Below are 24316 nucleotides of genomic sequence, written 5' to 3'. Positions count from 1 at the left end.
GCAGCGCCATTCATCCTTCGAATTACAGCGAAGGATAAGTGGCGTTTGTGATACAATGAGCGATATACAAAAGTTTCTATAAATGGGGCGTTCAAACAATCAGGGCTATTGGAGGAGAGGTATGTATGGGGAAAAACCTCAAATTTGCGATTATCGGAACAGGCATGGTCGGTGCTATTCATGCTCAGGCAATTCAATCGGTGGAGGGTGCAGAATTAGTCTATGTACATAGCCGCAATGCCGAGATGGGGAAGGCTTTTGCTGAAAGATTCAACTGTACTTATGCGCCTGGCTTGCACGAAATCCTTAGCAACGAGGACATTGACGCGGTAGCGGTTTGTACTCCCAGCGGCAGTCATGCCGACCTGACAATTCTCGCTGCACAGCATGGTAAACATGTGATGGTCGAGAAGCCGATAGACATTGATCTGGGAAAAGCGGATCAGGCTATAGAGCAGTGCCGCCGCAGCGGGGTCAAATTGTCGGTTGTCTTTCAACTGCGCTTTATGCCGGATGTGGTTATAGCCAAGCAGATGCTTGAGGATGGCTTACTCGGTAAATTGATCGAGGCAGATGCCTATCTTAAATTTTATCGGCCGGAATCGTATTATCGCAGCAGCCAATGGAAGGGGACTAAGCAATGGGATGGCGGAGGGGCCCTGATGAATCAGGGTATTCATGGTATAGACCTTTTGCTGTGGCTCGCAGGACCGGTTAGCTCTGTAACCGCACAAGTACGCACGTTGAAGCATGATATTGAGGTGGAGGATACCGCAGCGGCGATTATTAACTTTGAAAAGGGTGCGATGGGTGTTCTCCAAGGTACGACCTCCATTTACCCTGACCATCCGCAGCTGCTCACATTCCATGGTACGAACGGAACCCTGGAGCTTGCCGGAACCGAGGTTCCTTATATACGCCAATTAGTACTGCTGGACCGCCCAGAATTGAACATATCGAACGTACAGCCGCCCAAAGACCAGCTTGGTGAAGCGCATCGCTTGCAATATATGGATTTTATCGATGCCATCCGTCATGATCGCGAGCCTTTCATTAACGGCTATGAGGGCCGAAAAGCATTGGAGCTTGTAAGAGCAGTTTATATGTCGTCTGAAAAGAACGGCGAGATTACCCTTCCCATTTGATTTGAATCCAATAGTGTACGGAACATCAGGCTTCCCGTGGGGAGGCTTCTTTGTGTTCAATAAAAACTGAAAGGTAAAAAAAGTCATGTCAAAGTAATTTGGCGTAATGTACCATATATAGGTATACTGTATGATTAAAATAGTCGAGCTTGAGAGGTGATGTTGTTGTACAAAGTATTAGTTGTGGATGATGAGAGAATTGAACGTGAGGGTATCAAATTTTTGATCAGTCACTACGATTTTCCTATAGAAATTACAGAAGCAGAGAATGGTCTTAAAGCATTACAGGTATTGAAAGCTGAAAAGGTTGATATTCTGTTTACCGACATCAGAATGCCCTTCATGGATGGTCTGCAGCTGATTGCGGAAGCCAGGGCGGTTCAGCCGGACTTGAAAGCAATTATTTTAAGTGCTTATGGGGAGTTTGACTTTGCCAAGGAAGCGATTCGGCTTCAAGTTGCTCATTATTTACTTAAACCGGTTGAAACCGAGGAGTTTCATGAGGTATTCTCCAATGTGCTTGGTATAAAAGGAAAGCCAAATGCGGAGATGCTATTGGATGCATTGCCTGACAGAAGTAACAGCAGTACTGGAAGCACCTCAAGAAAGGTGATAGAGGAAGTGCTGCAGCTGATTCATAATCATTACAGGGAATCTATTGGGCTGGACTGGATTGCGGAACAGGTCTATTTAACACCGAGCTATTTGAGCTATTTATTTAAGAAGGAGATGGGCGTTAATATCGTTAAATATATCGTTTCTTACCGGTTTGAGAAGGCGGCGGCGCTTCTTTGCGGCACTAATATGAAAATCATCGATATTTCTGTTGAGGTGGGCTACGAAAACTATCCGTATTTTTGCTCTCAATTCAAAAATTATTTCGGAACAACGCCAGCAAAATACCGGGAAGGACAACGCAAATGAAGCCATGGCCGTATTCTATTAAGCATTTGCGGTTTCGTCAAAAGCTCATATTATCTTATATAGCCGTAGTGCTGGTTCCGCTGCTGCTGCTTGGACTTTACTCCTACTACCAATCCCTTGAGTTATTGCAGAAGCAGGCGATTCAGGGAGTCAGAGAAACGGCTGGCACTGTTGCGGGCGGAATCAATAACAATATGATTCGTTATGAAAGGATATTTGACTCCATCGTGCTAAATCCGGAAATTCAACGTTTTTTTGGGAGAACTTATACCGACCTGACTGAATTATCGAGTGATTTGAAAAAAAATGTGGACCCTTTTTTTACGATGGTAACCCATTTAAACAAAGATGTAAGTCAAGTTACAGTGTTCACGAAGAACGATATTCCGGAATATGGGAATTATATTCAGTCTTTTGATAGGGTGCGAGAAGCCGTATGGTATGACCAAGTCAGCAAGCAAAAGAAAACGTTCTGGTATTACCGCTCTGGCGAATTTGCAGCTGTAAAAAAATTTCCTAACATTTACGTTAACGAGGATACGACATTGCTGTATTTGAAGCTAGACCCGACGCATTTGCTGGATACGACAAACATAGGGAACGCGGATCATTACGGCTTCGTGGTGTCCGATAGCAATCACAACATTATTTTGGAAAAAGCGATTCCGGACGCAGCCCAAAGAGGAATTAAGCCTCAGGAATTAATAACAGAAACGGATGGTTTTTTTGTTAAGGACGGTGTTTCGTACATTGTGCTCACCCAGAGTATTCCCATTCCGGGCTGGACCCTCCATTGCTACATACCGGCGAAGCAGCTTTCCGTTGACGCCACAAGCATCATTAAAGCAACGATCGTGGTGGTGGCCGTCTGTACTTTGATTTTATTCGGATTAATTTGGATGTTCTCGCGAACTTTGCTCTATCGGATTCAATTATTACATAGATGGGCTAAGCAGGTGGAGCTCGGTGACCTCCGTGTTTCCGTCGTAAGTGATGATTACAGGGATGAAATTGGGGAGCTGACCCGACGTTTCGGTAAAATGCTTCAGAGGATCAATGAACTTATTAACGAAACCTACAAAAACAAAATTACGCAGAAGGAATTGCAGCTGAAAGCATTGCAGTCTCAAATTAACCCGCATTTTCTGTACAACTCCTTGTCCATAATTAATTGGAAGGCCGTGCAAATCGGGGCCAGGGACATCAGTCATTTTGTAACTACGTTGTCGAGGTTTTACCGAACTGCATTAAACAGGGGGGAGAGTCTGACTTCCATCCGCGATGAAATCACGAATACACAATCGTACGTAGAGATTCAATCCATTATGCACGACTATGAATTCGAAATCGTTTATGAGATCGATGAAATAATTTTACCCTATGCTACGGTCAATTTGACTCTGCAGCCTCTGGTAGAAAATGCAATCCTGCATGGAATAGATATGAAGGCGGATGGAAAGGGCAGGCTTATCATTCGTGGCAAATGGAACAACGGGACTATTGAATTTTCGGTTGAAGATAATGGACCTGGAATTGATGAGGTTTTGCAAAAACAGCTGCTATCTATGCCATCCAAAGGCTACGGCTTGAAAAATGTGCATGAACGCATCCAAATTACATTCGGTGAGCCTTATGGGCTGCAAATAGTTAGCGAAAAGGGTGAGGGAACCATCATGAAGTTGATTATTCCGGCAAAAGAATATGAATAACGTGCAGCTGCATAAAAAAACGAAATATTTCCAAAGAAACTGAAGATTCCGTCTAAGTTGAGCTGTGATATAGTGAATTCATTGAAATGAATGCGCATTCATTTTGGGGACATAGGAGTCTGTCCGACGATTTGATTTTCGTGAATATTTATTCATGTGGTTATGGAGGGATAAGGGAATGGTACGGAAAGTTTACGGCCGCCCTGGTCGTCACCTTCGGTGACTGCTCGGGTATGCAGCCTACCTTTGAAATGAAGTTGTTACCGCAAGGTAAATTAAAGACCCGGGGTCCCCGCAAAGTATTCGGAATCCTCTCCAACGCATAATCTTCACTTAGTGGGGGGGGGGAGCGGTGGAGTGCCATCCCTTTCCTGCAATAACCACAGTAATGAATAAATATTTACGGACTTACTTCCGTCGGACAGACTCATAGAAGGAGGAAATGGGCTATGGATACCTCGCTAACCGGTAAGATAGCCGCTACAGCTAAGCTACGGCTGAGAAGAAGAAAGTTCTATGAATACAAGACGCTTTATTGGATGATGCTGCCGGGGATATTGTATTTTATAATATTTCATTACATCCCGATGTATGGTGTTGTTCTGGCATTCAAAAATTTCTTTATTTTGAAAGGAATCATGGCTAGCCCCTGGGTCGGATTGGATCATTTCCGCAAAGCATTTGCCGATCCGTATTTCTTTAATGTCTTGAAGAATACGCTTGTCATCAGCTTCTACAAGCTGCTGTTCGGATTCCCGATCCCAATTGTCTTTGCCTTACTCTTAAGCGAAGTCACTCACATGCGGTTTAAGAAGCTGGTACAAACCGTATCTTATTTGCCTCACTTCATATCGTGGGTAGTATTGTCAGGAATTTTCATCAGCCTGTTCTCCATGGAGGGTCCGCTTAATCTGCTCATGAGCTTGTTAGGTATGGAGCCTGCGGTTTATATGGCCGATCGAAGATATTTCAGAATCATTTTGATCGTTACTGACATTTTCCAAAGCTTTGGATGGGGCTCGATTATTTATTTCGCCGCCATTGCCGGTATCGATCCGCAGCTGTATGAAGCAGCTATAATTGATGGCGCAGGCAGGTTCAAGCGGATTTTGCATATTACGATTCCTATGCTGATTCCGGTTATTTCTATCCTGCTTATTCTTAAGATGGCTCATATTCTTGACGCCGGCTTTGATCAAGTATTCAATATGTACAACCCTATGGTTTACGAAGTGTCAGACATTATCGATACCTACGTATACCGGAAAGGGTTAGTTGAAGCCAATTACAGCTACTCTACGGCGGTAGGATTATTCAAATCCGTGATTGCACTGATTTTGATAGTGATTGTTAATAAAGCGGTTAAAACGATGGGCGGTAAAGAACATACTTTATGGTAAAGCTTCAAGCAGTTGGAGGTTAAACGGACATGAATCATATTAAGGCAACCATGGGTGAGAAATGGGCACAAGCAGCGCTTTACTTGCTTATGAGCACCATAGTGCTGGTTACAGTATTTCCCTTCTGGAATCAACTGGTCGTTTCATTAAGCACGAGTTCATCCCACGCTGTTTACTCTACGGGGACACTGCTTTTTCCAGCGGGCTTTACTTTAGACAGCTATAAGTTTGCCTTTCATTATGACAGTCTTTGGAAGGGCTATGGGAATACGCTGCTTAGAGTAACGCTTGGCGTTATATTGAGCCTTGTGTTTACCTCACTTCTGGCGTATCCGCTATCTAAGGCCGATCTACCGGGCAACCGGATCGTCACCGCTCTGATTCTGTTTACGATGCTGTTCAGTGGCGGGCTAATTCCTCATTATTTGCTTATAAAAAAGCTGGGTCTGTTTAACAGTGTCTGGGCGCTCGTTCTCCCGAATATGATTGGCGCGTTCAATGTATTGATCATGAGAAATTTTTTCAAGTCCATACCGGATAGCCTGCAGGAGTCGGCCAAGGTAGACGGGGCTGGATACTTTCTTATATTTCGCAAGATCGTGATACCGCTTTCAAAGCCTGTTCTGGCTACGGTAGCCTTGTGGGTGGCGGTAGGACACTGGAATGCGTGGTTTGACAGCCTGATCTATATTACGGATTCGAACAAGCAGGTGCTGCAGGTTGTATTGAGGAAAATAATTGTCGATAACAATATGGATGAAATCAATGCCATGCTGTATCAGAGCAATCAATTCGACGCCTTTTCGAGCCGGCAGCTGCAGTCCACTATCATTATGCTCTCTGTCATTCCGATGCTGGTAGCCTATCCGTTTGCGCAAAAATATTTTGTTAAGGGCATCATGCTGGGAGCAGTCAAAGAATAACAGATTAGTTAAGAGAGAAGGGGTACTTTTGGGCAAAAAAAAGCGTGTGGTTTCGGTTGTGTTAGGCTCGGCATTATTAACGGGAGTTGCGTCGGGCTGCAGTCAAGGCAGCAATGAAGCTGGCTCATCGGGCGGGGCTTCTGAACAACGTACTTACAAAATGACCTATTTGAACCAAAACTATGATAAAACGGTTAAAGACAGCTATGCGATCAAAGTGGTTGAGGATAAATTTCATGTAAAAATCGAGCAAGTTCCGCGTTCCAAGGATAATTTCAAGGAAGAGCTGTTAGTGAAGGTAGCATCGGGCGAAATCCCTGACGTCTGGGTGGATCTTCCTTTTCCGGAGTATGATAAGCTTGTAGAGCAAGGTGCGGTTGCTGAAATACCGAAGGATTTAATTGATAAGTACGCTCCTAAATATATGGCATGGCTGAAAAAACATTTGGGCGACAACCCTCTGCAATATACGATGAGAAACGGAAAAAATTATTCGATGCCTATTATTTGGACCTTGGGGCCGACTTCCAAGGTTGTCGGAATCCGGGAAGACTGGCTGCAGAAGGTGGGTATTAACAAAATACCGGAGACGCTGGAAGAGCTGGAAGCTGCCATGAGAAAGTTCCGTAATGATGATCCCGACGGTAATGGAAAGAAGGATACTTATGGTTGGACAGGAACCGGAGGGAAAACGGAAGAAATTTTCTCCCCCGTATTCGGTGCGTTTGATGTGTATCCAGGGATTTTTACAGAGGATAATGGACGGATACTAAGAGGCGAAATATTGCCAGGCGCTAAGGAAGCACTTACTGTGTTGAATCGTTGGTATAAGGATGAATTAATCGATCCGGAATTTATAGTTAATAAAAGCAAAAACGTTGACGACAAAGTTATTTCCGAGAAATCCGGGGTAGTTGTTGCTTCTTGGTGGAAATTTATTCCCAAAGAGGCGTTCATCGGCGGGGAGTATTATGCGATGAAAGACAAGAACCCTAATGTTAAATGGGCAAGCTTCGCAGGTCCCAAGGGCCCGGAAGGCAAGCTGGGTACGATCCAGGGGAGCCCGATTCCGAGCTCTGGCGCACAATTTGGCATTCATATGGAAAAAGATCGCGATAAGATGATCAAATATATCGAAATCGCGGAATCCACGGCGTTTGATAGGGATATTTTCGAAAAAATCGTATATGGAGAATTAGGCAAGACTTACCGTAAAACGGATGACGGCGGCTTCGAGTATCTTCCTCCTTACGATAAGGCAGAGGAGCAAATCAAATTCGGAATCGGCCAGCAGTATACCTTTGTGGGCAAATCCTTTAATGATTACGAATTCCAAACGCCATATATGACCAAAAACAGTCTGGTCTCAGTGCGTCAAAAAGCGGAAACGACCGGTAAAGGCAAGTATGATGTATTGAAGACGATCCAGCTTCCCCAATATAACCAGAATAGCGATAAATTGGAGCAGCTGACGATCAAAAATTATGTCGACTTTATTATTGGCCGCAGACCGCTTAGCGAGTTTGATAAATTCGTAGATGAATGGAAGAAGACAGGCGGAGAGCAAGCGATTCAGGAAGCCCAAAAGAAATACGATGAAAATTTTAAAAAGAAATAGAACTTGCTTAAAGTGAGAGTTCGAAAAGGAGTGGGGAAGTTGAAGGCTGTTTTAGTCGGTCTTGGGAACAAGGGTTATTCATGGTATAAGCGGATTCGCCGGGATCACCCTCACATTCAATTAGCGGTTGTGGAAGTGAATGTAGAGCTGCAAGCACGGTTAGCAGATGAGCCCGTTCCGTTCTACACGTCTGTGTCAGAGGCAATAGAGAAGGAACGGCCGGACATCCTTATTAACGTAACGCCTCCAGCCTTTCATTCAGTAGTTAATGAACAAGCGTTCGAGCATAGTCTTCCTGTATTTTGTGAGAAGCCGATTTCTAATAACTACGCGGAATCCGTCCGAATTGTAGAGCTGGCAAGCCAGAGGAACATCCCGTTTATGATAGCAGAAAACTATCGCTGCTTCCCCTTTATTCGTCATATGAAATCGCTGCTAGAACAAGGGGAGATCGGAAGCATCTCAACCATTCAAATTGATTTCTGCCGTTACCATCCAACGGATATTCCTTATTTCCTTGCTCTCAAAAATCCGCTGCTGGAGGATGTAACCATTCATCATTTTGATCTGATACGTTATTTAACCGGGCGGGAGGCAAAGAGCATTTATGCTTTCAATTATTGTCCGGTCGGGAGTTGGCTGCAGGCTAATGTCAATCTGAACTTCTCTCTTGAGATGGAGGATGGGGTAGTTGTCAATTACATTGGCAGTATGACAGAGAAAGGACAACAAACAGGCTGGAGCGGAGACTGGCGTATTGAAGGGACCGAAGGCGCCTTGCTGTTGATCGAAGATCGTTTGTTTCTGAATAAAGGGGAAGGCAACATTCCGGTCGACAGCAGCAGTATACCCGACTTGTCCTGCTTCCATCATTTTCTGGAGGCTTTAAGCGAAGGCAGAAATGCGGAAACTTGCGGAGAAGACTACATCAAATCTGAGGCGCTCGTTCATTTTGCCAACCAATCGCATGATCTTCAGCAAAGAGTGCAAATCACTTCATAAACCACTGTACAATAGTACGGCAAAGCATAAATAGGAGGGATGATGTCCATGTTCAACCGTAATTTTCTGGAAGCTCAATTAGTTACTGAGCAGTGCCATCGCGGGATAGGTACAGTCAATCATACGAGTATTTATAAGAAAGAGGATTTTGATACGGCAATCCAATTTATTAATTACGTTGAAATTCCACCTGGTTCATCCATCGGATTTCATCGGCATCGTGAAGATGAGGAAGTTTACATTATTCTTGAGGGCAACGGCATTATGAAAGTGAATGATGAGCAGACAAAAGTGAAGCCGGGGGATATTCTGCTAAACAAGCCTCACTGGGGACATGAATTGTTTAATGATTCCAACGAGATGCTGAGAGCTATAGTATTTGAAGTATTGAAATAGAAGCGGGTTGTGAAAAAGGTACGAGCAAGAAGCGAACGTGCAAACGGGGCTGTCCCAAAGTAGCACCAGCCAGGGGCAGCCCTTTTTGTACGTTGCATAAGTGATGGCGCGTGAACAGATGGGTTATGTCATTGCATGGTAGTATGGCGAACTCCACGTAATTATCAGGAAAATATCACGTTATTTCCCCAAAAAATAGCGTTTCAAGCCCAATAACTGGAATTTCTCCTGCTAATTCTAAGGATTTTGGCTGATTTCAGCCCTATTATCTAGATTAGCAGGAGTTTTTCCAGTTAGATTGCTTTCAAACGATATCCGGGCTGGATTAACGGGAGGATTTCCATCTATTGTCTTTCTTTCGGCAGCCGCCCGAAAATCCCAGTCTCCTCTGGAATGAATGAAAGCAAATTTTGTACCGAACTTAAACGCCGATGCCCAAGATTAGCACGGGTTGGAAAGTTAATTCATCTTTGCATCGCTGAGAATACCCAAGAAGAGGCTGCCCTTCCTTTGACAGCCGCTTTTATAGCTTTTTTAACCTGTTATTGAAGTAACAGCAAGATTACAGGCAATACAAGGAAGGAGGCAAGTGTGGTCCAGAGAATGCACTTGGATACGAACTGCGGAGCCGCATTGAATTGTTCGGCTAACAGAACGGCGTTAACTGCGGCCGGCATGGAAGCCAGTACAAGGATGACCGAAAACAATATGCCCTCGATACCTAAGCAATACAAGGTGAGGTAAGCGAGCGCCGGCGCTGCAATCAGCCTTATAAAAATACCGGACCAAAACGCTTTTTTATAGATTGTCGGAAGTACGGTGTTTTTAACACTTACCATCTGCGCTCCCAGTATCGCAAGGACCACTGGAGAATACGAATCCGCCATCAGAGTGAATCCTTTATATAGCGCTTCCGGGATTTGCAGCTCCAATGTTTTGGCAATGGTTGCCAATACCGCCGCATAAATAGATGGCATTTTAAATATAGATAAAAGCGCGGATTTTACAGAAAATTGGGAACGCGCCGCGAAATATATACCGAGCGTATTGACGATAATCATTTGAACGATGACATATAAGGAGGCTTTATCGAGACCTGCTTGTCCGAAAGCTAATAAAACCAAGGGAAGACCATAATTCACGCTGTTAGTGAAGGTTGAGACCATCGTTAGCCCCGCGCGTTCAGCGGCCGGCAGAGCAAGCATTCTACTGATTAGGAGAGCGATTGCCCACAGCTCCAAAACATTAATGATCGAAAATAAAATCGTATTCGTTATGTCGTCCCACGATATCCGGGCATTGAACAAGGCAACAAATATAAGCGCAGGACTTAATATGTATAAGGCAAGCATAGATATCGGCTTTGTGTCCATCCCACGGAAGCGCCTAAGTAAAGCGCCGCCGATCACAGGAAGGGAGATAGGAAGAAAGACATGATAGATCGTCGAGAGAAAGGTTTGCAGCAGCATCATGGGTTGGGACTTCCTTTCAAGCCGCCCATTTGCTATTTATTAAGACCCTTCAAATAGTGAATGACCTCATTCATCTCGTGAGCATCCGTATCTTCTATGGAAACATCGACGAATGGCTTGTACTCATAGAGCTTCTGCAGGAATCCCGCTGTGTCAAACACACCCGTACCTGGCTTTACGGATTTGGGACGTCCATCACGTTCGTTGAATGGAGTCACAACATCCTTAAGATGGGCCAGTACGATTCGGTCTCCAAACAGCTCGAAGGATTCGTTAACAACCTGCTTCCGGCGCTCAAAGTTCGTACGATCAAATAAGTTGCAAGGATCGAGTACAACTCCGATATTGCGGGAGGGGACTTCATCTATGATGCGCTTCATTTTCTGAGGTGTGGTAAGCGTATGTGTGCAGACAGGCTCAAGACCTACATAGGCGCCCCATTTCTCCGCTTCCTCGGCTAACTCTTCAACAGTGCTGCGCAGAATCGACCACCCAATCTCTTCATATCTCTCAGCATCCTGATTGCGGTATGTTGTGAGATCGCCTGTTTCAGTAGCAACGATGGTTGTGCCAAACTCACGGGCAAACCGCAGATGCTCTTTGAAGCGGTCGATTTCGTACCTTCTTTGTACAGGATCAGGATGGACCGGGTTAATGTAGCAGCCCAGCACTCCAATGCGAATGCCTTGCTTGTCAAATTGTTCGGCAATATGGTTGGCCAAGCCAGGGCTTAACTTGCCCAAGGACGTATCAATATCGCCTATAGCCTTCGTTAGAGCGAGCTGTACGAAATCAATTTCAAGCTCACCTAATTTCTGTGTTAATTGCAGCAGCGGCAGTGTGCCGACTTTGTGAGCTAATGTTCCGAATGCCATGTTGTTCTCTCCTCGCCTTGTCTTAATGTTAAAGTTTGTTGATCTCTCATTTCTAATGACATCATACTATTTTCCAGGAACGTAGTCGATCCTATCCTAATGTATTAGCTTTGCGTTGCGCTCCCTTTTCATAAAAGCTCAGCCATATAATACAGACCGTGCAAGCTGCGGCAATCCATCCATTGTAATAAAAAATATTTTTCATACCGAAGGCATCACTCGCAATCCCTCCGCCAAAGCTGCCAATAATACGGGCGATACCTGCGCTAAGCAGTGCGTTTAACGTCTGGCCGCTGGCTTTCAGTTCCTTCGGAACCTCTTGATTTATGTACATAGCCATAGTGACCGACAGCACGATAAAAATCAATCCATGCAGCACTTGAGCGGGGAGTACCCAATAGGGATTGTCGGTTAAGGAGAAGGCAAACCAGCGCAGGGCAGTGGCTATACTGGCAACAAGCAAAATATGTGTGATTCGAACGCGCTTCATAATTCGCCCTGAATAGAGCAGAAAAGGAATTTCGCTTATGGCGGAAATGACCATCGACCAGCCCAATAGAAAGCTGTTTCCTCCCATATTGTGAAAATAGACAGGGAAGAACGTATAATAATAGCCCAACGTAATTTGTAGGACCAGATTAATGCCCATGTAGATCATGAGCTTGCGATTTCGGAATAAGACTCCGATATTTATCTTTTTGCCTGATGATTGATAGCCTGTAGTAGCGGGGAATTTGGAAAGCAGAAGGACACTGATGAACATAATAATAGCATAGACGACAAATAAAGAATGGATGTGGCTTTTGGCAATCCAGCCGAACAAGAGAGACATAATAGCGAATCCGATAGTTCCGCCTAACCGGATCGGACCAAAAGACCAGCGTTTCTGCTTGTCGAGCTCTTCTAAGGTAATAGCATCGCTTAAAGGGGCGATTGAAGTTTGGAAGAAGGTAAACAAGCATACCATTATTAACAAATAATAATATTCCGTTGATATCGGGAAGAGTAGAATAACTACCCCTGTGCCAATGATGAGTACGCGAAGCACGGAATTTTTTGTCCGGGCCCGATCTCCGATTGAACCCCAAACAGGCTGTGCCAAGACCGCGACCAAAGGTCCCAGACTTAGCAGCAGCCCTATTTGTGTGGAGGTTGCGCCGATGGATTGGAAGTAAACTGGAATGAACGTTCCATAAACCGCATTCGCCATATAAATGACCGTATAAAAAAGCAAGAATGGGAGCATACCTTTCAAAGCAACCGCTTCTTTCCTCAATAAAATGTGAAGTATGGTGCTAATTATCACATTAATTCGGCTTGGCGTAAACAATAAAAAGCAGCATTTAATGGATGGATTCTCCATCTTCTGGAATGAAGACCTGATCCTGAAGCTGGTGCTTCTCGACAAATGCTTTTAGCTCCGGTCGTTTCAGGAAGCAGTGGTTCCATGTCTCCATATGAGCAACCACAATACGAGTATTCGGGCTGTGCAAGCATACTTGCCGAATGTCCTCTGAGGTCATCGTTATCGGGCCGCCTTGCAGAAATTCAGCTCCTCCCGCGAATACGACTGCAACTTCAGGTTGATATTTGGTGAGAGCTTGCGCTACATCCTCACACCAAATCGTATCACCGGCTATATATAAGGTCGGCTCGTTTGGGGCCTGAAGAACAAAGCCTGAAACAGGTCCCATAAGCCTACCGATTTCGCCAACCCCATGCTGACCGGTAGTCCGTGTGATGCGGATGCCATTCCATACAAATTCATCCTCAATCGGCGTAACCTCTTGAAAGCCCTGCGAGCGTATCGTCTCCACATCCTGCGGCTGGCACAGGAAAGCTATATCTTTACGCAAGAGCTCAGCCGCAACACTGTCGAAATGATCTCGATGTGTATGGGTTAGGAGTACGGCGTCAGCCTTGAGCAATTCTTCAATGTTGATCTTTAAATTGACGAGGGGGTTGGAAAGTGTATTGGCTGTGTTTGGAACAGCTGCCATCGCCCCGGCTGGGCTGAGCATAGGATCGATTAGCAGTTTATATCCGGCGTACTGAATGAATAAGGTACTGTGACGCACGAGTTGAATGTTCATAGTTTGCAGCTCCTCTAAAAGCGTAATTATTTACTAATTGTAGCTCCTGATGAAGATGAAGAAAAGCTGCTGATGAAAGGGATACTAGCGACAAACTTTCACGATGAAACAATTGGTTAGTTAAATGATTTTACCAAGGGATAGATTGATCTTATAATTAGCGTATTGAAGCACTTTATCAAGAAAATCATTGAGCTCCTCTTGGTTGGCAGTGCGTACTTTGAGCGAGTAGCAGCCTTCGCCAGTGATCCGATGGGCTTCTGTAACAGCGGATTGAGTTTCGAGAAAGCTGCGAAATTCATTGTGGTTATTGCTTTTCATAAATATGGTTACAATCGCAACTAAAGGCTTTCCTATTTTAGCTTCATCCACCTCAAGGGTGTAAGCTTGAATAACTCCGGCTTCCTCCAAGCGTTTGATTCTATTGCCTACGGCTTGCCCGGTCAGAAATACTTGTTCCCCAAGATCCCGCCATTGAATCCGGGAGTTCTTCCTCAGAATTTCAATAATTTCCCGGTCTGTTTGATCTAATTCCATCATTCAGCGCATCCTTTTTCTGTATTGTTAAACCATTGAGTCATAGAAATTATAAGCTTTGTACCGCAGCCTATACAACAAGTAAAGTTAGAATCGCCATGGTTTCGTTATGCTGCCTGTTCGGGTAAAAAAGACCAATCATCCGAAAGGGGTAAGAAACGGCTGGACCATACCGGTCACAGCATGAAGTGGTTGCTGGAAGCTCTTCAGGAGCAGGGGGCCGCTCGGATCGAGGATGTGCTGTATGCAGAATGGGATGAGTCTAAGGGGATGTTTTGCCAAATGAAAAAATAAGATTATTCAACCTACTGCTTGTTCCATTGAAACCGATTTCATGTATAATGATGAAAAATGGCTTAGGGGGAAGACGTTGGATGTACAAGCTTGTTATCGTTGATGACGAACCGACCGTTCGTTATGGTCTGCGTAATTATTTCGACTGGAATACTTTTAATATTGACTTCGCAGGCGAGGCTGATGATGGAGATGTAGGTTTGGACCTAATTGAACGAATCCAGCCTGATTTGGTGCTGACCGATGTGCGTATGATCAATATGGATGGGATACGCATGTCCGCCCAGATTCGCGAGCGGTACCCTCATATCAAAATTGTTTTTGTAAGCGGTCATGATGATGCGGATTATTTGAAGTCTGCGCTTCAGGTCAACGCTGTCGATTATATATTTAAGCCTGTCAATATGCAGGAGCTAAGAATGGTAGTTGAGCGAGTCGTCGGAGAATTACAGAACGAAGCAAAGGAAAAAATGCTGATTGCAGATATGCAGGTCAAGCTGACCCAAAGCATGCCGTTACTTCGGGAAAAGTTTCTCATGTCGCTGATCCGCGACGGAATCACCCAGCCTGGTGGCGCACGGAACCGGATGGAGTTTCTACAGCTGGACCTGCCGGCAGATGCATCGTATTGGGTCATTGTGGTTACTATTGACGACAACGCGGAGGTAGTCGAGCCACGCTCAGAGAGGGACAAGCAGCTGTTGTCCTATGCTGTGCTTAACGTATGCCAGGAGTTAATTGACCGGCACATGGGCGGGTATGCATTCGAGAACAGGAGCAGCGAATATGTCGGCATACTCCGTGTGCGCAATACCAACAATAACGGAGCTGTTGGCGGCATTGGGGACGAGGAGGAGTCTCAGGAGGATCTGCTGTTCAGCCTGGCTGAAGAAATCCGGGAGAATCTGCAGCGTTGGCTCTCGATCACGGTGACCATCGGGGTTGGCGAGCATGTATCCAACCTTCAGGCATTGCCATGGTCGTATATACAAGCGCGTGAAGCAGCGGATCAAAAGTGGTACCTTGGCAAAAATCGCGTCATTTCTATGGACAGCCTCGAACACGAGGAGCAAGGTTTGCACAGGTTTGATCAAGTTCAAAGCGAACGCTTCTTGTCTGTTATGAAAGCAGCGGAGCCTTATCAGCTGTCGATAGAGCTCAACGATTTATTCGAATGGTTAGCAAGAAACCGCCGTGAAGGGTTGAAGTACTGCCGTAATGTTTGCCTGCAGTTGATATTGCTGTCCAATCGTTTGTTGCTGGAGCTGAATATACAAAGCCGTGACCTGGAAGAAAAGGAGCTTAGCTTGTGGGAACGCGTGTTTAAGCAGGAGACGATAACGGATTTGAGGTTCACCTTGGAAGCTTATCTCATAGAAGTATGCTCACGGATTCAAGAGAAGCGCAGCGGGAAATCGAGCAATGTGATAGAGCGTATACGCCAAGTCATTGAAGAACGGTTGGCAGATAGCTTGACGGTTTCGGATATAGCGGAAAGCGTCTATTTAAGCCCTACCTATGTCAGCTTGCTCTATAAGCAAGAGACAGGAGATACGGTCTACGAATATTTAACCAAAGTTCGGATAGAGAAAGCCAAGGAACTGCTTCGGGATACAACAGTCAAATTATATGAGGTTTGCTATGCTGTCGGTTACTCGGATCCCAGCCACTTCAGCAAGCTGTTTAAGAAGGTTACCGGCTTTACGCCCAGCGCCTACCGTGAACAGGTTCTATAAAGGGGGGAAGCTCGTCGGATGAAATCCATGCTCCATAAGGGTGCCCGCTATTCGTTATTGCTGCTAAAAGAGCTGGCGGCCGCCAGAACCTGGCTGCTATGCTATGTTCTATTGATTTTACTGCCAGCATCTTTCCTCCTGTATTTTTATTACGAGCGTTCTTCCGTAATATTGGAGAAGGAAGTAACCCGCTCCATGCTGCAGACGATGAAGCAAACAGGGATCAATCTGACCTATCAATTTGAACGTGTGCGTGATACGTCCAATTCCATTTTTATGAATCCTAATCTATATAAGTATTTGGATCAATCTGAGGCGACGGCACCTATCGGTCAACAGCTTGTTGTGCTGAAGGATTTGCGTTATATGATGGATACGGCAGAGACGAATGGCAACGTGTTTCGCGTCAGGCTGTTTGTGGATAAGTCCAGAATTTATGCTGGAGAATTGATTAATTTCTTTCCAATGGACAGCTTGAAAAGTCGGCCTTGGTACAATAGTGTCATTGAAGCCGGCGGTTCAATCGTATGGGTAGGAGCTTATCAGGAGAATTATATCGACAGGGGCAGCGCTTATGTGCTTTCCACAGCCCGGATGATTCGCAATGCTCAGAAATTCGACCAGATGACGGGCGTGCTCGTCATCGATATGACAGAGCAAACCGTAAGAACGATACTTGATGCTGTAGAATTATCCAAGCAGCAGGTTATTTATATGGTTGACTCCGCTGGAATAGCTGTATCGCATGCGGATCAATCTTTGCTTGGCAAGCCGGTCCTGAGCGCTGATCTAAGGAAGTCGATTACAGAAATGGACGAGGGCATAATTAAAATAGCCGAAGGTGACGATGCCAAATATGCGGTATTCACAACCATACAATCCACAGGCTGGAAGCTGGTGGCTGAGGTGCCGGCAGCAGAAATATCTCGTCAGGCCGTTACGCTGAATCGGTTTTCCAGTGTCGCGACATTGCTTGGGGTGTCGATTATGTTCCTCTTGCTGGTTTTCGTTCTGTTGGCTTTTATCATACGCGGCATGAACCGACGCGTTCAGCTTGTCATTCGAACTATTCATAAGGAAGGCTTGGAAAGTCTGGATGACCGCAATGCAGCATCCGATGGTCATATTAATGTTCTGGAACGGAGCGTTGATCATTTAATCGATAAGGTTAGAAATCTGATGGAAGAAACTTACAAGACGAAGGTGCTGGAGCGGGAAGCTCAGCTTCGCGCCTTGCAAGCTCAAATAAATCCGCATTTTCTATACAATACGCTCGATACGATCAACTGGATTGCTATAGGACGCAATGCGCATGATATTAGCCAAATGATCGATGCACTGGCCAAATACTTCAGGCTTAGCTTAAACAAAGGCCGTGACAACGTCAGTGTAGAGGATGAATTGAACTTAGCCAAAGTATATTTGGAAATCCAGCAAAGCCGGTTTCCCGAAAGCTTTGAATTTACGGTTGAGTCAGACCCGGCAATTCATAAACATTACATGCCCAAGCTGACCCTTCAGCCTATTGTGGAAAATGCGCTGCTGCATGGAATTCGTAAATCCAAAGCTAAAAGCGGCCATATTCGAATTGCGGCTCATCAGGATGGAGAGGAGCTTGTGCTGTCCGTCTCCGATGACGGAGCCGGAATGGAGGAGGAGATTGCAAGGAAGCTGCTTAGTGAGCCACGGCCAGAAAGCTCCTTCGACAGTTCAGGCAGCTCTTATGGTTTGTACAATGTAAATGAACGCATCAGGCTATACTCGGGAGAGGGCTACGGATTGTCCATCCGATCCGCACCAGAACAAGGCACGACAGTTACCGTCCGCTTGCAGATTATTCGTGAGGAGCAGGTGTCGTAGCCGATGAATTCTTAAGGATAATAAGCCCACACTAGGTAAGCAATTATTAGATCTTATAAGAAAATGGCGCTCTTAACCCCGCTTATGCCCGGGAATAAGGGTGCCATTTGTGTATTATTGATTAGTTTTCGACAAAAGGCAGTAGGATTAAACCAGAAATCATAGCTTTACCCTCTACTGAGCGTTTTTCAAACCCGATATAATGACATTACAAGCACAGGGAGGTGACAACAATCATGAATACAACAACGACTGCAAACTTAGAGAGTAAAGAGATCAGCCCTGAGCTTGCCGTCAAACGGGACAGCCGTTGGAAGCTGTTTCGCAGCAATTTGGACATGTATGTTTTGTTGGTGCCTGGTTTGCTTTTTTTACTGCTTTTCAAATACACGCCGATGTATGGGGTTTTGATCGCCTTTCAAGACTTTAACATTTTTGACGGTATAGCGGGGAGTAAATGGGTAGGCCTGGAGCAATTCCAGAAGCTGGTCCACTCCGATGAATTCATGCAAGTGTTCAGCAACACGTTATTGATTAGCTTTTACAAAATTATTTTGTTGTTTCCTATCCCAATCGCTGTCGCGCTGCTATTAAATGAAGTACGCAGAATGTTTTTCAAACGAACCGTACAAACCATCATCTACTTGCCCCATTTCTTGTCTTGGGTAATTATTTCGGGCTTGTTCATCAACATTTTGTCTCCTTCAGGCGGTTTGCTCAATCAGCTCATACAATGGTTTGGGGCGGAGCCGATTTCGTTCCTGCTGGATAATGGATTTTTCCGAAGTGTTGTCGTTTTCACTGCAGGGTGGAAGGAAGTAGGCTGGAACGCTATCATCTTTATTGCAGCTATTGCGGGTATTGAGCAGGAGCAGTACGAAGCGGCAGCCATTGACGGAGCGGGGCGCATTAAGCAGATGTTTTACATCACGCTGCCAGGCATCTTGCCTACCATCGTACTAATGTTCATTTTACGTATAGGCCATCTGTTGGATGCTGGAACCGAGCAAATACTGACACTGTACAATCCGGTGGTGTATCAGACGGGGGATGTAATCGGGACCTATGTATACCGCATGGGGCTTGGCAAAATGGATTACAGCTTCAGCACAGCAGTAGGATTATTTAACTCAGTGGTTGGTTTTCTACTCATTATTTTTGGCAATATGCTCAGTAAAAAACTGCTTAATCGAAGTATATGGTAAAAGGAGGCGGGAACGATGCGTAGAAAATCAATAGCTGACCTGAGCTTGGATGTATGTGCTTATACATTTCTCCTGCTTATGGCGGTGTCCACACTGCTTCCGTTTGCCAATGTGCTTTCGAAATCGATCAGTGAGGAATGGGCTGTTGTCTCAGGCAAGGTAGGTATATTTCCAGTAGGCTTTCAGCTGCACACAATGGAATATGTGGTCACATCCGCCCAATTTATTCGCTCTTTTATGGTTTCTGTTGGAATCACAGTCGTAGGGACGCTGATCTCGATCTTATTGACAGCGGTTACAGCTTACCCTTTGTCGAAAAGGCATCTCCCAGGCATTAGCTTTATTATGGTGCTATTCGTTTTTACGATGATGTTTAATGGGGGCATTATTCCGAATTACTTGCTGATGCGCAACTTGAATTTGATCAACAGCTTATGGTCGCTTATTTTACCTGCGATGATCAGTGTTTTCAATTTATTGGTTATTAAAAGCTACTATGAGAGCTTGCCGGAGGCGCTTGAGGACTCAGCCAAAATGGACGGTGCCAAAACCTACACTATTTTGTTCCGGATCATTCTTCCGCTCAGCGGACCGGTACTTGCGACGATTGGGTTGTTTTACGCGGTTTACTTCTGGAACGACTTTTTCAATCCGATGCTCTATATAAGCGATGCCTCTTTAAAGCCTTTACAGCTGTACCTACGGGATATTGTGATGGATGCGGATTCCTCTTCGGCTCTGAACAAAAGCGTAGACGATTTAATGAATGTTTCACCTGAAGGTGTACGTGCAGCTACAGTTATTGCTTCTACGATTCCTATTTTGCTGGTGTATCCGTTTTTGCAGAAATATTTTATAAAAGGTGTTCTCATAGGTTCCGTGAAAGGCTAAGCAAGCATTCAATCCTTGTTATTGAGGGGTTAATGATACAGAGATTGTAAATTAAACTAGGAGGGTTTTCTATGAATAAAAAGAAATGGCTCCTCATTACATTGGCTGCAATGACACTGACTTCTGCTGCTTGCTCATCCAAAGGGGGAGATTCTCAAGCGACGGCTCCCGCAGCATCTGGATCCACACCTGCACCCGCTGCCAAAAATGAAGTGAAACCAACGTTGAAATCACTGCAAATTTGGCAAAAGGACGATTACAACACGTATCCCGTAGCCAAAGTGCTGGAGGATAAAACCGGCTATAAAGTACAGTACGAAATGCTTCCTCAGGATAAGCCTCAAGACAAGCTTAATTTGTTGATTGCGTCTGCAGAACCGTATGATGCTATTACGACCGCTGGCGGCAGTGATTTTAAAGCGCTTTATTCAGATTATGCCAAAAAAGGGGCTTTAGTTGATTTAACGCCTCTGATCGATAAGTTTGGTCCGAACATTAAAGCATCCGTGTCCCAGGAAACATTCGATGCTGCCAAAGTGGACGGGAAAATTTATGCCATTCCCACCAAGTCCATTAATTTTTCCAGCACCGGCCTGATGATTCGTCAAGACTGGCTGGATAAGCTAGGCCTGAAAATGCCGACTACATTGGAGGAGCTGACGGCTGTCCTGAAGGCATTCAAAGAGAAGGACCCGGGCGGTAACGGAGATAAAAATGTGGCTTTAACACTCAGGGGAGACGATCCGTTCCTGCAAAATGTGGTCGGTGCGTTCGGGATGCCGAACTTTTGGAATCCGGTTGATGGCAAGCTGACTCCGCGTACATTGGACCCGGCCTTTAAAGAATATGTGGGTTACATGAGCGAGCTGTTCAAGCAAGGGCTGCTGGATAAAGAGTTTGGCGTCAATAAAGATGCTACGATGAAAGAAAAATTCACAAGTGGCCGTGCAGGTGTTATTCCACTTAACTGGTCCGATGTGCCAACCATTGCGGATGCACTGAAAAAAAATCAACCTGACGCCAAAATGGTGTTTGCTCCAGCTTTGAAGGGTCCAAGCGGCAAAATGGGCTTCTCTGCATCATCAGGCTTTGACCGAATCACCTTTATTCCTAAATCCTCCAAACACATTGAGGATACCATTAAATGGATGAATGCCAAGCTGGAGAAGGATACTTTCAAAACGATGGCAATAGGTGAAGAAGGCAAGCATTATACGTTCAAAGACGGAGCCTATAACCCTATTCTGCCGATATTCACTGATGAGCGGAATCAGGCGAACAATTATTTGATGGGCGTTGACGAGAAAAATTATCCGATCTACTGGCAGGCTCGTGTGCGTAAGGATCCGCGTTTGTTTGAAGCCTGGGAATTTCTGAATGTGAAGCAGCCTGCGGAAGTACGCATTATCGACCCGTTGGGGATGGCGCCATTCATGCCTGAGTATTCAAAAAATTTCCAACAGCTCAACACGATGATTAACGATTATACAGTCAAATTGATTTTTGGCGCAGAGTCTGTATCGGGCTTGGAAGCTTTCCAACAAAAGTATAAAGCAGCCGGCAGCGATTCGAGCTATAAAGAAGTTAATGATTGGTATACTACTTTGAAAAAATAACATGCGGCGAACAGAAAGCAGCTTATCTTATAGGCGGTTGTTTTCTGTTTGCTTCCCATTTTCAGCGTAAATTTGAGGAGGAAATCAAATGACTATCAAGTTGATTACGGTTACCATCCCACAGCAGGAGCTTCCGGTATCTTATACACCGGATGTCGTTGTGATCGGCGGAGGAGCTACAGGCATTGCTGCGGCTATTGCAGCTGCAAGGAATGGCGCGGATACGCTGCTAATTGAGCAGCGAGGTTACATGGGCGGTATGGGGACTGCAGCGCTCGTTCCCGCATTCTGTCCTTATACCGATGGAGAGAAGCCGGTAATACGAGGTATCGGATTGGATCTGATGGAGAAGATGAAACAAGCCTCCGGCGATATCTATATGAGCATGCATAAAGACAGGCTGGACTGGGTTCCCATTGATGTGGAAGTATTGAAGCGCATTTATGACCATGAAGTGACTCAAAGCGGAGCCAGGATGCTGTTCCATACTTTTGTTGATCAAGTGCTTACGGAAGGCGAACAGATTCAAGGAATAGTGATCAGCAATAAAAGCGGCCGTTCGGTTGTCCAAGCGAAGCTGTACATCGATGCTACGGGTGATGCGGATTTGGCAGCATTGGCTGGGGTACCCTTTCACATCGGCGGTGAGGAAGGGGAGCTGCAGCCGGGGACGATGTGCTTTATCTTATCCGGTTTGGACAAAGATAAATTTGACAAATTTATCCAAAAAACCGGTCAAGGCGGCCAATTGCCGGATACCGTCACGCAAGCACAGCAAAATGGCGATTTGCCGGAGGGACGCAAGCGGATTTCCGGTACGGCCTGGCTTTCGAAGTCAGTGGCTGGCTTTAATTTCGGCCATGTATTTGGTATTGACGGTACGAAAGCAGAGGATTTAACTTATGCTGCTATCGAAGGCAGGAAATTGATAGAGACGCAGCTCCGCTTTTTGCACAAATATGTGCCAGGCTTCGAGAACGCGCATCTGGTTCATTCAGGTGATCAAATTGGAATTCGTGAAACACGCCGAATAGTTGGTGATTACACCTTGGTGGTAGAGGATTTCCTCCAAATGCGCACCTTTGAGGACGATATTGCCCGGAATTCCTACTTCATTGATATTCATCTTGCGAACGCGCAGAGCACTATGGCAATCAAACATTTGCCCAAAGGGCAATCGCATGGCGTTCCTTATCGCTGCATGCTGCCGCAGGGCAAGGAGAACCTGATTGTAGCCGGTCGTTCGGTTTCCTCGGATCGTCCAGTACAAGGCTCTCTGCGAGTCATGCCGAACTGCTTCGCGATGGGGCAGGCCGCAGGCACTGCTGCTGCCATGGCGGCGAAATCTAATACCGGGTTTCGCGGGATCGATATTCCGACGCTGCAAAATACATTAATGGAGCAGGGAGCTTGGCTCGGTGATCGTACGGAAGCGTCATTGGAAGCTGTGACGGCTGGGATGAACGAGACAGCTCAAGTTATTTTTGATGAAGAAAATTGACAAGGAGTCCGCAACGGATCCGTTCATTCCCGAAGCAAATAGATGGAGAGGTAGGAGCTGGGGGACGCTAGGCGATAGCCTAACAGAGGCCAACGGCTATCAGCCGCTTGTATGCAGCAGGCTAGGATTGAGCCGAGTGATGAATTACGGCAAAAGCGGCTGCACCATGACGGCTGGCGGAGACAGAGATTATGGGGCAACCGTGAATGTTGGTCGGAATATCGATCAAACGCTCGATTGTGTGACCATTTTTGCCGGAGTGAACGATTTTCGCTTGAATAAACCGTTAGGAGAACCAGGCAGCTATGATATCCTGACTTTTATTGGGGCTTACCGAACGCTAGTTGAACATATTTTAACTAATAATCCGGGCTGCCGGTTAAATCTTTGGACTCCATTGCCTAGAGATAAGGACGGTTACGATATATTCAGCACGAACGAAGCAGGCTACCGACTCTTTGATTATGTTCAAGCCATCCAGATGATCGGGCTTAACTATTCTTTGCCATTGCTGGATTTGTATGCAATTAGCGGTTTTAATAAGCTAACGATGCATTATTATACATCCGATGGGCTTCATCCGAACGAGAACGGGCACCTGCGAATAGCCGATTTGGCTGTTGCTTTTCTCGCGCGGCTGTAAAGCATTGTTAGCAGCATTATGTGATGTGAGGGATTAATCCTGGCATTTTGTTGTGCTTGTTATGAAATAATCACATAGCTATGATCACAATTGCTGCAACCGTGGGTCGAGAAAATAGTGGTGGCAACGAACGAAACCGATCGTACTTGGCATTACTTAGGTTAACAGCGGAAGTAACCGTTCCGTTATTGCCCAAAAAATCATAAAAACAGAGAAATAAAGGAAGCACTTCTTCCGTTAACTTTTAAATTTTGGCGTAAGCTGCCCGAATTCTTCCTAATAACGGAACAGCGGCTTCTGTAATCGTCTCGTATTTGACGAGGCCGATTGAATAACGGAAATTTTAGTTCCGCTAAGGTCATTCTTAGCTTAATCCGGTGCCAACCCAATTTCACGAAGGTTCCATTTCGATAAAGCGCCGAATTCACAGAAAAACAAGCTTCCAATTTCCACTTTGACAGTGGTTATGGAAGCTT

The 24316-nt window shown here is 45.4% G+C and carries 20 protein-coding genes; 15 read left to right on the top strand and 5 right to left on the bottom strand.

What is annotated here, in order from left to right; translation table 11 throughout:
- Positions 1–125 precede the first annotated feature (125 nt).
- The 8 genes from ACFQ0C_RS38955 (at position 126) to ACFQ0C_RS38920 (ending at position 9117) form a co-directional block, all read left to right on the top strand.
- Positions 126–1145, top strand: a complete 1020-nt coding sequence (locus tag ACFQ0C_RS38955; protein ID WP_379375318.1) for a Gfo/Idh/MocA family protein — start codon at positions 126–128, stop codon at positions 1143–1145.
- 165 nt (positions 1146–1310) lie between these two features.
- Positions 1311–2069 (top strand): response regulator transcription factor, encoded by a 759-nt coding sequence (locus ACFQ0C_RS38950; protein WP_379375316.1) that lies wholly within the window; start codon positions 1311–1313, stop codon positions 2067–2069.
- Positions 2066–3778, top strand: a complete 1713-nt coding sequence (locus tag ACFQ0C_RS38945; protein WP_379375314.1) for a sensor histidine kinase — start codon at positions 2066–2068, stop codon at positions 3776–3778. The genes ACFQ0C_RS38950 and ACFQ0C_RS38945 overlap by 4 nt, the downstream gene beginning before the upstream one ends.
- Before the next feature lie 449 nt (positions 3779–4227).
- Positions 4228–5178, top strand: coding sequence for an ABC transporter permease (locus ACFQ0C_RS38940; protein WP_379375312.1), 951 nt, complete (start codon positions 4228–4230; stop codon positions 5176–5178).
- 29 nt (positions 5179–5207) lie between these two features.
- Positions 5208–6101 (top strand): carbohydrate ABC transporter permease, encoded by an 894-nt coding sequence (locus ACFQ0C_RS38935; RefSeq protein ID WP_379375310.1) that lies wholly within the window; start codon positions 5208–5210, stop codon positions 6099–6101.
- Between the two features lie 28 nt (positions 6102–6129).
- The gene (locus ACFQ0C_RS38930) at positions 6130–7719 is read left to right on the top strand and encodes a type 2 periplasmic-binding domain-containing protein (RefSeq protein ID WP_379375308.1); all 1590 of its coding nucleotides are present in this window, start codon (positions 6130–6132) and stop codon (positions 7717–7719) included.
- Positions 7720–7758: 39 nt separating this feature from the next.
- Positions 7759–8721 carry a Gfo/Idh/MocA family protein gene (locus tag ACFQ0C_RS38925; RefSeq protein ID WP_379375306.1) on the top strand — a complete coding sequence of 321 codons (963 nt, stop codon included), beginning with the start codon at positions 7759–7761 and terminating at the stop codon, positions 8719–8721.
- A 48-nt stretch (positions 8722–8769) separates the two neighbouring features.
- The gene (locus tag ACFQ0C_RS38920; protein WP_379375304.1) at positions 8770–9117 is read left to right on the top strand and encodes a cupin domain-containing protein; all 348 of its coding nucleotides are present in this window, start codon (positions 8770–8772) and stop codon (positions 9115–9117) included.
- Positions 9118–9659: 542 nt separating this feature from the next.
- Here the strand turns inward: ACFQ0C_RS38920 and ACFQ0C_RS38915 are convergent.
- The 5 genes from ACFQ0C_RS38915 to ACFQ0C_RS38895 all read right to left on the bottom strand — a co-directional run bounded on the left by ACFQ0C_RS38915 (position 9660) and on the right by ACFQ0C_RS38895 (position 14094).
- A complete protein-coding gene (locus ACFQ0C_RS38915; protein WP_379375388.1) occupies positions 9660–10583 on the bottom strand; it encodes an AEC family transporter in 924 nt (307 codons plus the stop codon).
- A 38-nt stretch (positions 10584–10621) separates the two neighbouring features.
- Positions 10622–11464, bottom strand: coding sequence for a sugar phosphate isomerase/epimerase family protein (locus tag ACFQ0C_RS38910; protein ID WP_379375302.1), 843 nt, complete (start codon positions 11462–11464; stop codon positions 10622–10624).
- Positions 11465–11555: 91 nt separating this feature from the next.
- Positions 11556–12710 (bottom strand): MFS transporter, encoded by a 1155-nt coding sequence (locus ACFQ0C_RS38905; protein WP_379375386.1) that lies wholly within the window; start codon positions 12708–12710, stop codon positions 11556–11558.
- Between the two features lie 97 nt (positions 12711–12807).
- Complete coding sequence (locus tag ACFQ0C_RS38900) at positions 12808–13557, bottom strand: MBL fold metallo-hydrolase (RefSeq protein WP_379375300.1); 750 nt, start codon at positions 13555–13557, stop codon at positions 12808–12810.
- 120 nt (positions 13558–13677) lie between these two features.
- Positions 13678–14094: an Lrp/AsnC family transcriptional regulator gene (locus tag ACFQ0C_RS38895; protein ID WP_379375384.1), complete on the bottom strand. Its 417-nt coding sequence runs from the start codon at positions 14092–14094 to the stop codon at positions 13678–13680.
- A 374-nt stretch (positions 14095–14468) separates the two neighbouring features.
- On the opposite strand from ACFQ0C_RS38895, the gene ACFQ0C_RS38890 reads away from it, so the two are divergent.
- From ACFQ0C_RS38890 to ACFQ0C_RS38860, 7 genes are all read left to right on the top strand, one after another.
- Positions 14469–16124 (top strand): response regulator, encoded by a 1656-nt coding sequence (locus ACFQ0C_RS38890; RefSeq protein WP_379375298.1) that lies wholly within the window; start codon positions 14469–14471, stop codon positions 16122–16124.
- An 18-nt stretch (positions 16125–16142) separates the two neighbouring features.
- A complete protein-coding gene (locus tag ACFQ0C_RS38885) occupies positions 16143–17984 on the top strand; it encodes a cache domain-containing sensor histidine kinase (RefSeq protein ID WP_379375296.1) in 1842 nt (613 codons plus the stop codon).
- Between the two features lie 236 nt (positions 17985–18220).
- On the top strand, positions 18221–19189 hold the full coding sequence (locus tag ACFQ0C_RS38880; RefSeq protein WP_379375294.1) for an ABC transporter permease: 969 nt from the start codon (positions 18221–18223) through the stop codon (positions 19187–19189).
- Positions 19190–19204: 15 nt separating this feature from the next.
- Entirely contained in the window at positions 19205–20080 is an 876-nt protein-coding gene (locus ACFQ0C_RS38875) for a carbohydrate ABC transporter permease (protein ID WP_379375292.1), read from the top strand.
- A 71-nt stretch (positions 20081–20151) separates the two neighbouring features.
- Entirely contained in the window at positions 20152–21696 is a 1545-nt protein-coding gene (locus tag ACFQ0C_RS38870; RefSeq protein WP_379375290.1) for an extracellular solute-binding protein, read from the top strand.
- Positions 21697–21784: 88 nt separating this feature from the next.
- A complete protein-coding gene (locus ACFQ0C_RS38865; RefSeq protein ID WP_379375288.1) occupies positions 21785–23197 on the top strand; it encodes an FAD-dependent oxidoreductase in 1413 nt (470 codons plus the stop codon).
- A complete protein-coding gene (locus tag ACFQ0C_RS38860) occupies positions 23184–23840 on the top strand; it encodes an SGNH/GDSL hydrolase family protein (RefSeq protein WP_379375286.1) in 657 nt (218 codons plus the stop codon). Before ACFQ0C_RS38865 ends, ACFQ0C_RS38860 begins: the two co-directional genes overlap by 14 nt.
- Positions 23841–24316 lie beyond the last annotated feature (476 nt).

This window comes from Paenibacillus sp. GCM10027630, assembly GCF_042676305.1.
GTDB lineage: Bacteria > Bacillota > Bacilli > Paenibacillales > NBRC-103111 > Paenibacillus_S.
This window is presented reverse-complemented; position numbering and strand designations above follow the sequence as displayed.

Coding starts and splice junctions, on each gene's coding strand:
- ACFQ0C_RS38940 (WP_379375312.1), top strand. CDS start 4,228: ATGGATACCTCGCTAACCGGTAAGATAGCCGCTACAGCTAAGCTACGG.
- ACFQ0C_RS38955 (WP_379375318.1), top strand. CDS start 126: ATGGGGAAAAACCTCAAATTTGCGATTATCGGAACAGGCATGGTCGGT.
- ACFQ0C_RS38895 (WP_379375384.1), bottom strand. CDS start 14,094: ATGGAATTAGATCAAACAGACCGGGAAATTATTGAAATTCTGAGGAAG.
- ACFQ0C_RS38935 (WP_379375310.1), top strand. CDS start 5,208: ATGAATCATATTAAGGCAACCATGGGTGAGAAATGGGCACAAGCAGCG.
- ACFQ0C_RS38880 (WP_379375294.1), top strand. CDS start 18,221: ATGAATACAACAACGACTGCAAACTTAGAGAGTAAAGAGATCAGCCCT.
- ACFQ0C_RS38910 (WP_379375302.1), bottom strand. CDS start 11,464: ATGGCATTCGGAACATTAGCTCACAAAGTCGGCACACTGCCGCTGCTG.
- ACFQ0C_RS38905 (WP_379375386.1), bottom strand. CDS start 12,710: ATGCTCCCATTCTTGCTTTTTTATACGGTCATTTATATGGCGAATGCG.
- ACFQ0C_RS38885 (WP_379375296.1), top strand. CDS start 16,143: ATGAAATCCATGCTCCATAAGGGTGCCCGCTATTCGTTATTGCTGCTA.
- ACFQ0C_RS38945 (WP_379375314.1), top strand. CDS start 2,066: ATGAAGCCATGGCCGTATTCTATTAAGCATTTGCGGTTTCGTCAAAAG.
- ACFQ0C_RS38870 (WP_379375290.1), top strand. CDS start 20,152: ATGAATAAAAAGAAATGGCTCCTCATTACATTGGCTGCAATGACACTG.
- ACFQ0C_RS38900 (WP_379375300.1), bottom strand. CDS start 13,557: ATGAACATTCAACTCGTGCGTCACAGTACCTTATTCATTCAGTACGCC.
- ACFQ0C_RS38920 (WP_379375304.1), top strand. CDS start 8,770: ATGTTCAACCGTAATTTTCTGGAAGCTCAATTAGTTACTGAGCAGTGC.
- ACFQ0C_RS38860 (WP_379375286.1), top strand. CDS start 23,184: ATGAAGAAAATTGACAAGGAGTCCGCAACGGATCCGTTCATTCCCGAA.
- ACFQ0C_RS38890 (WP_379375298.1), top strand. CDS start 14,469: ATGTACAAGCTTGTTATCGTTGATGACGAACCGACCGTTCGTTATGGT.
- ACFQ0C_RS38865 (WP_379375288.1), top strand. CDS start 21,785: ATGACTATCAAGTTGATTACGGTTACCATCCCACAGCAGGAGCTTCCG.
- ACFQ0C_RS38875 (WP_379375292.1), top strand. CDS start 19,205: ATGCGTAGAAAATCAATAGCTGACCTGAGCTTGGATGTATGTGCTTAT.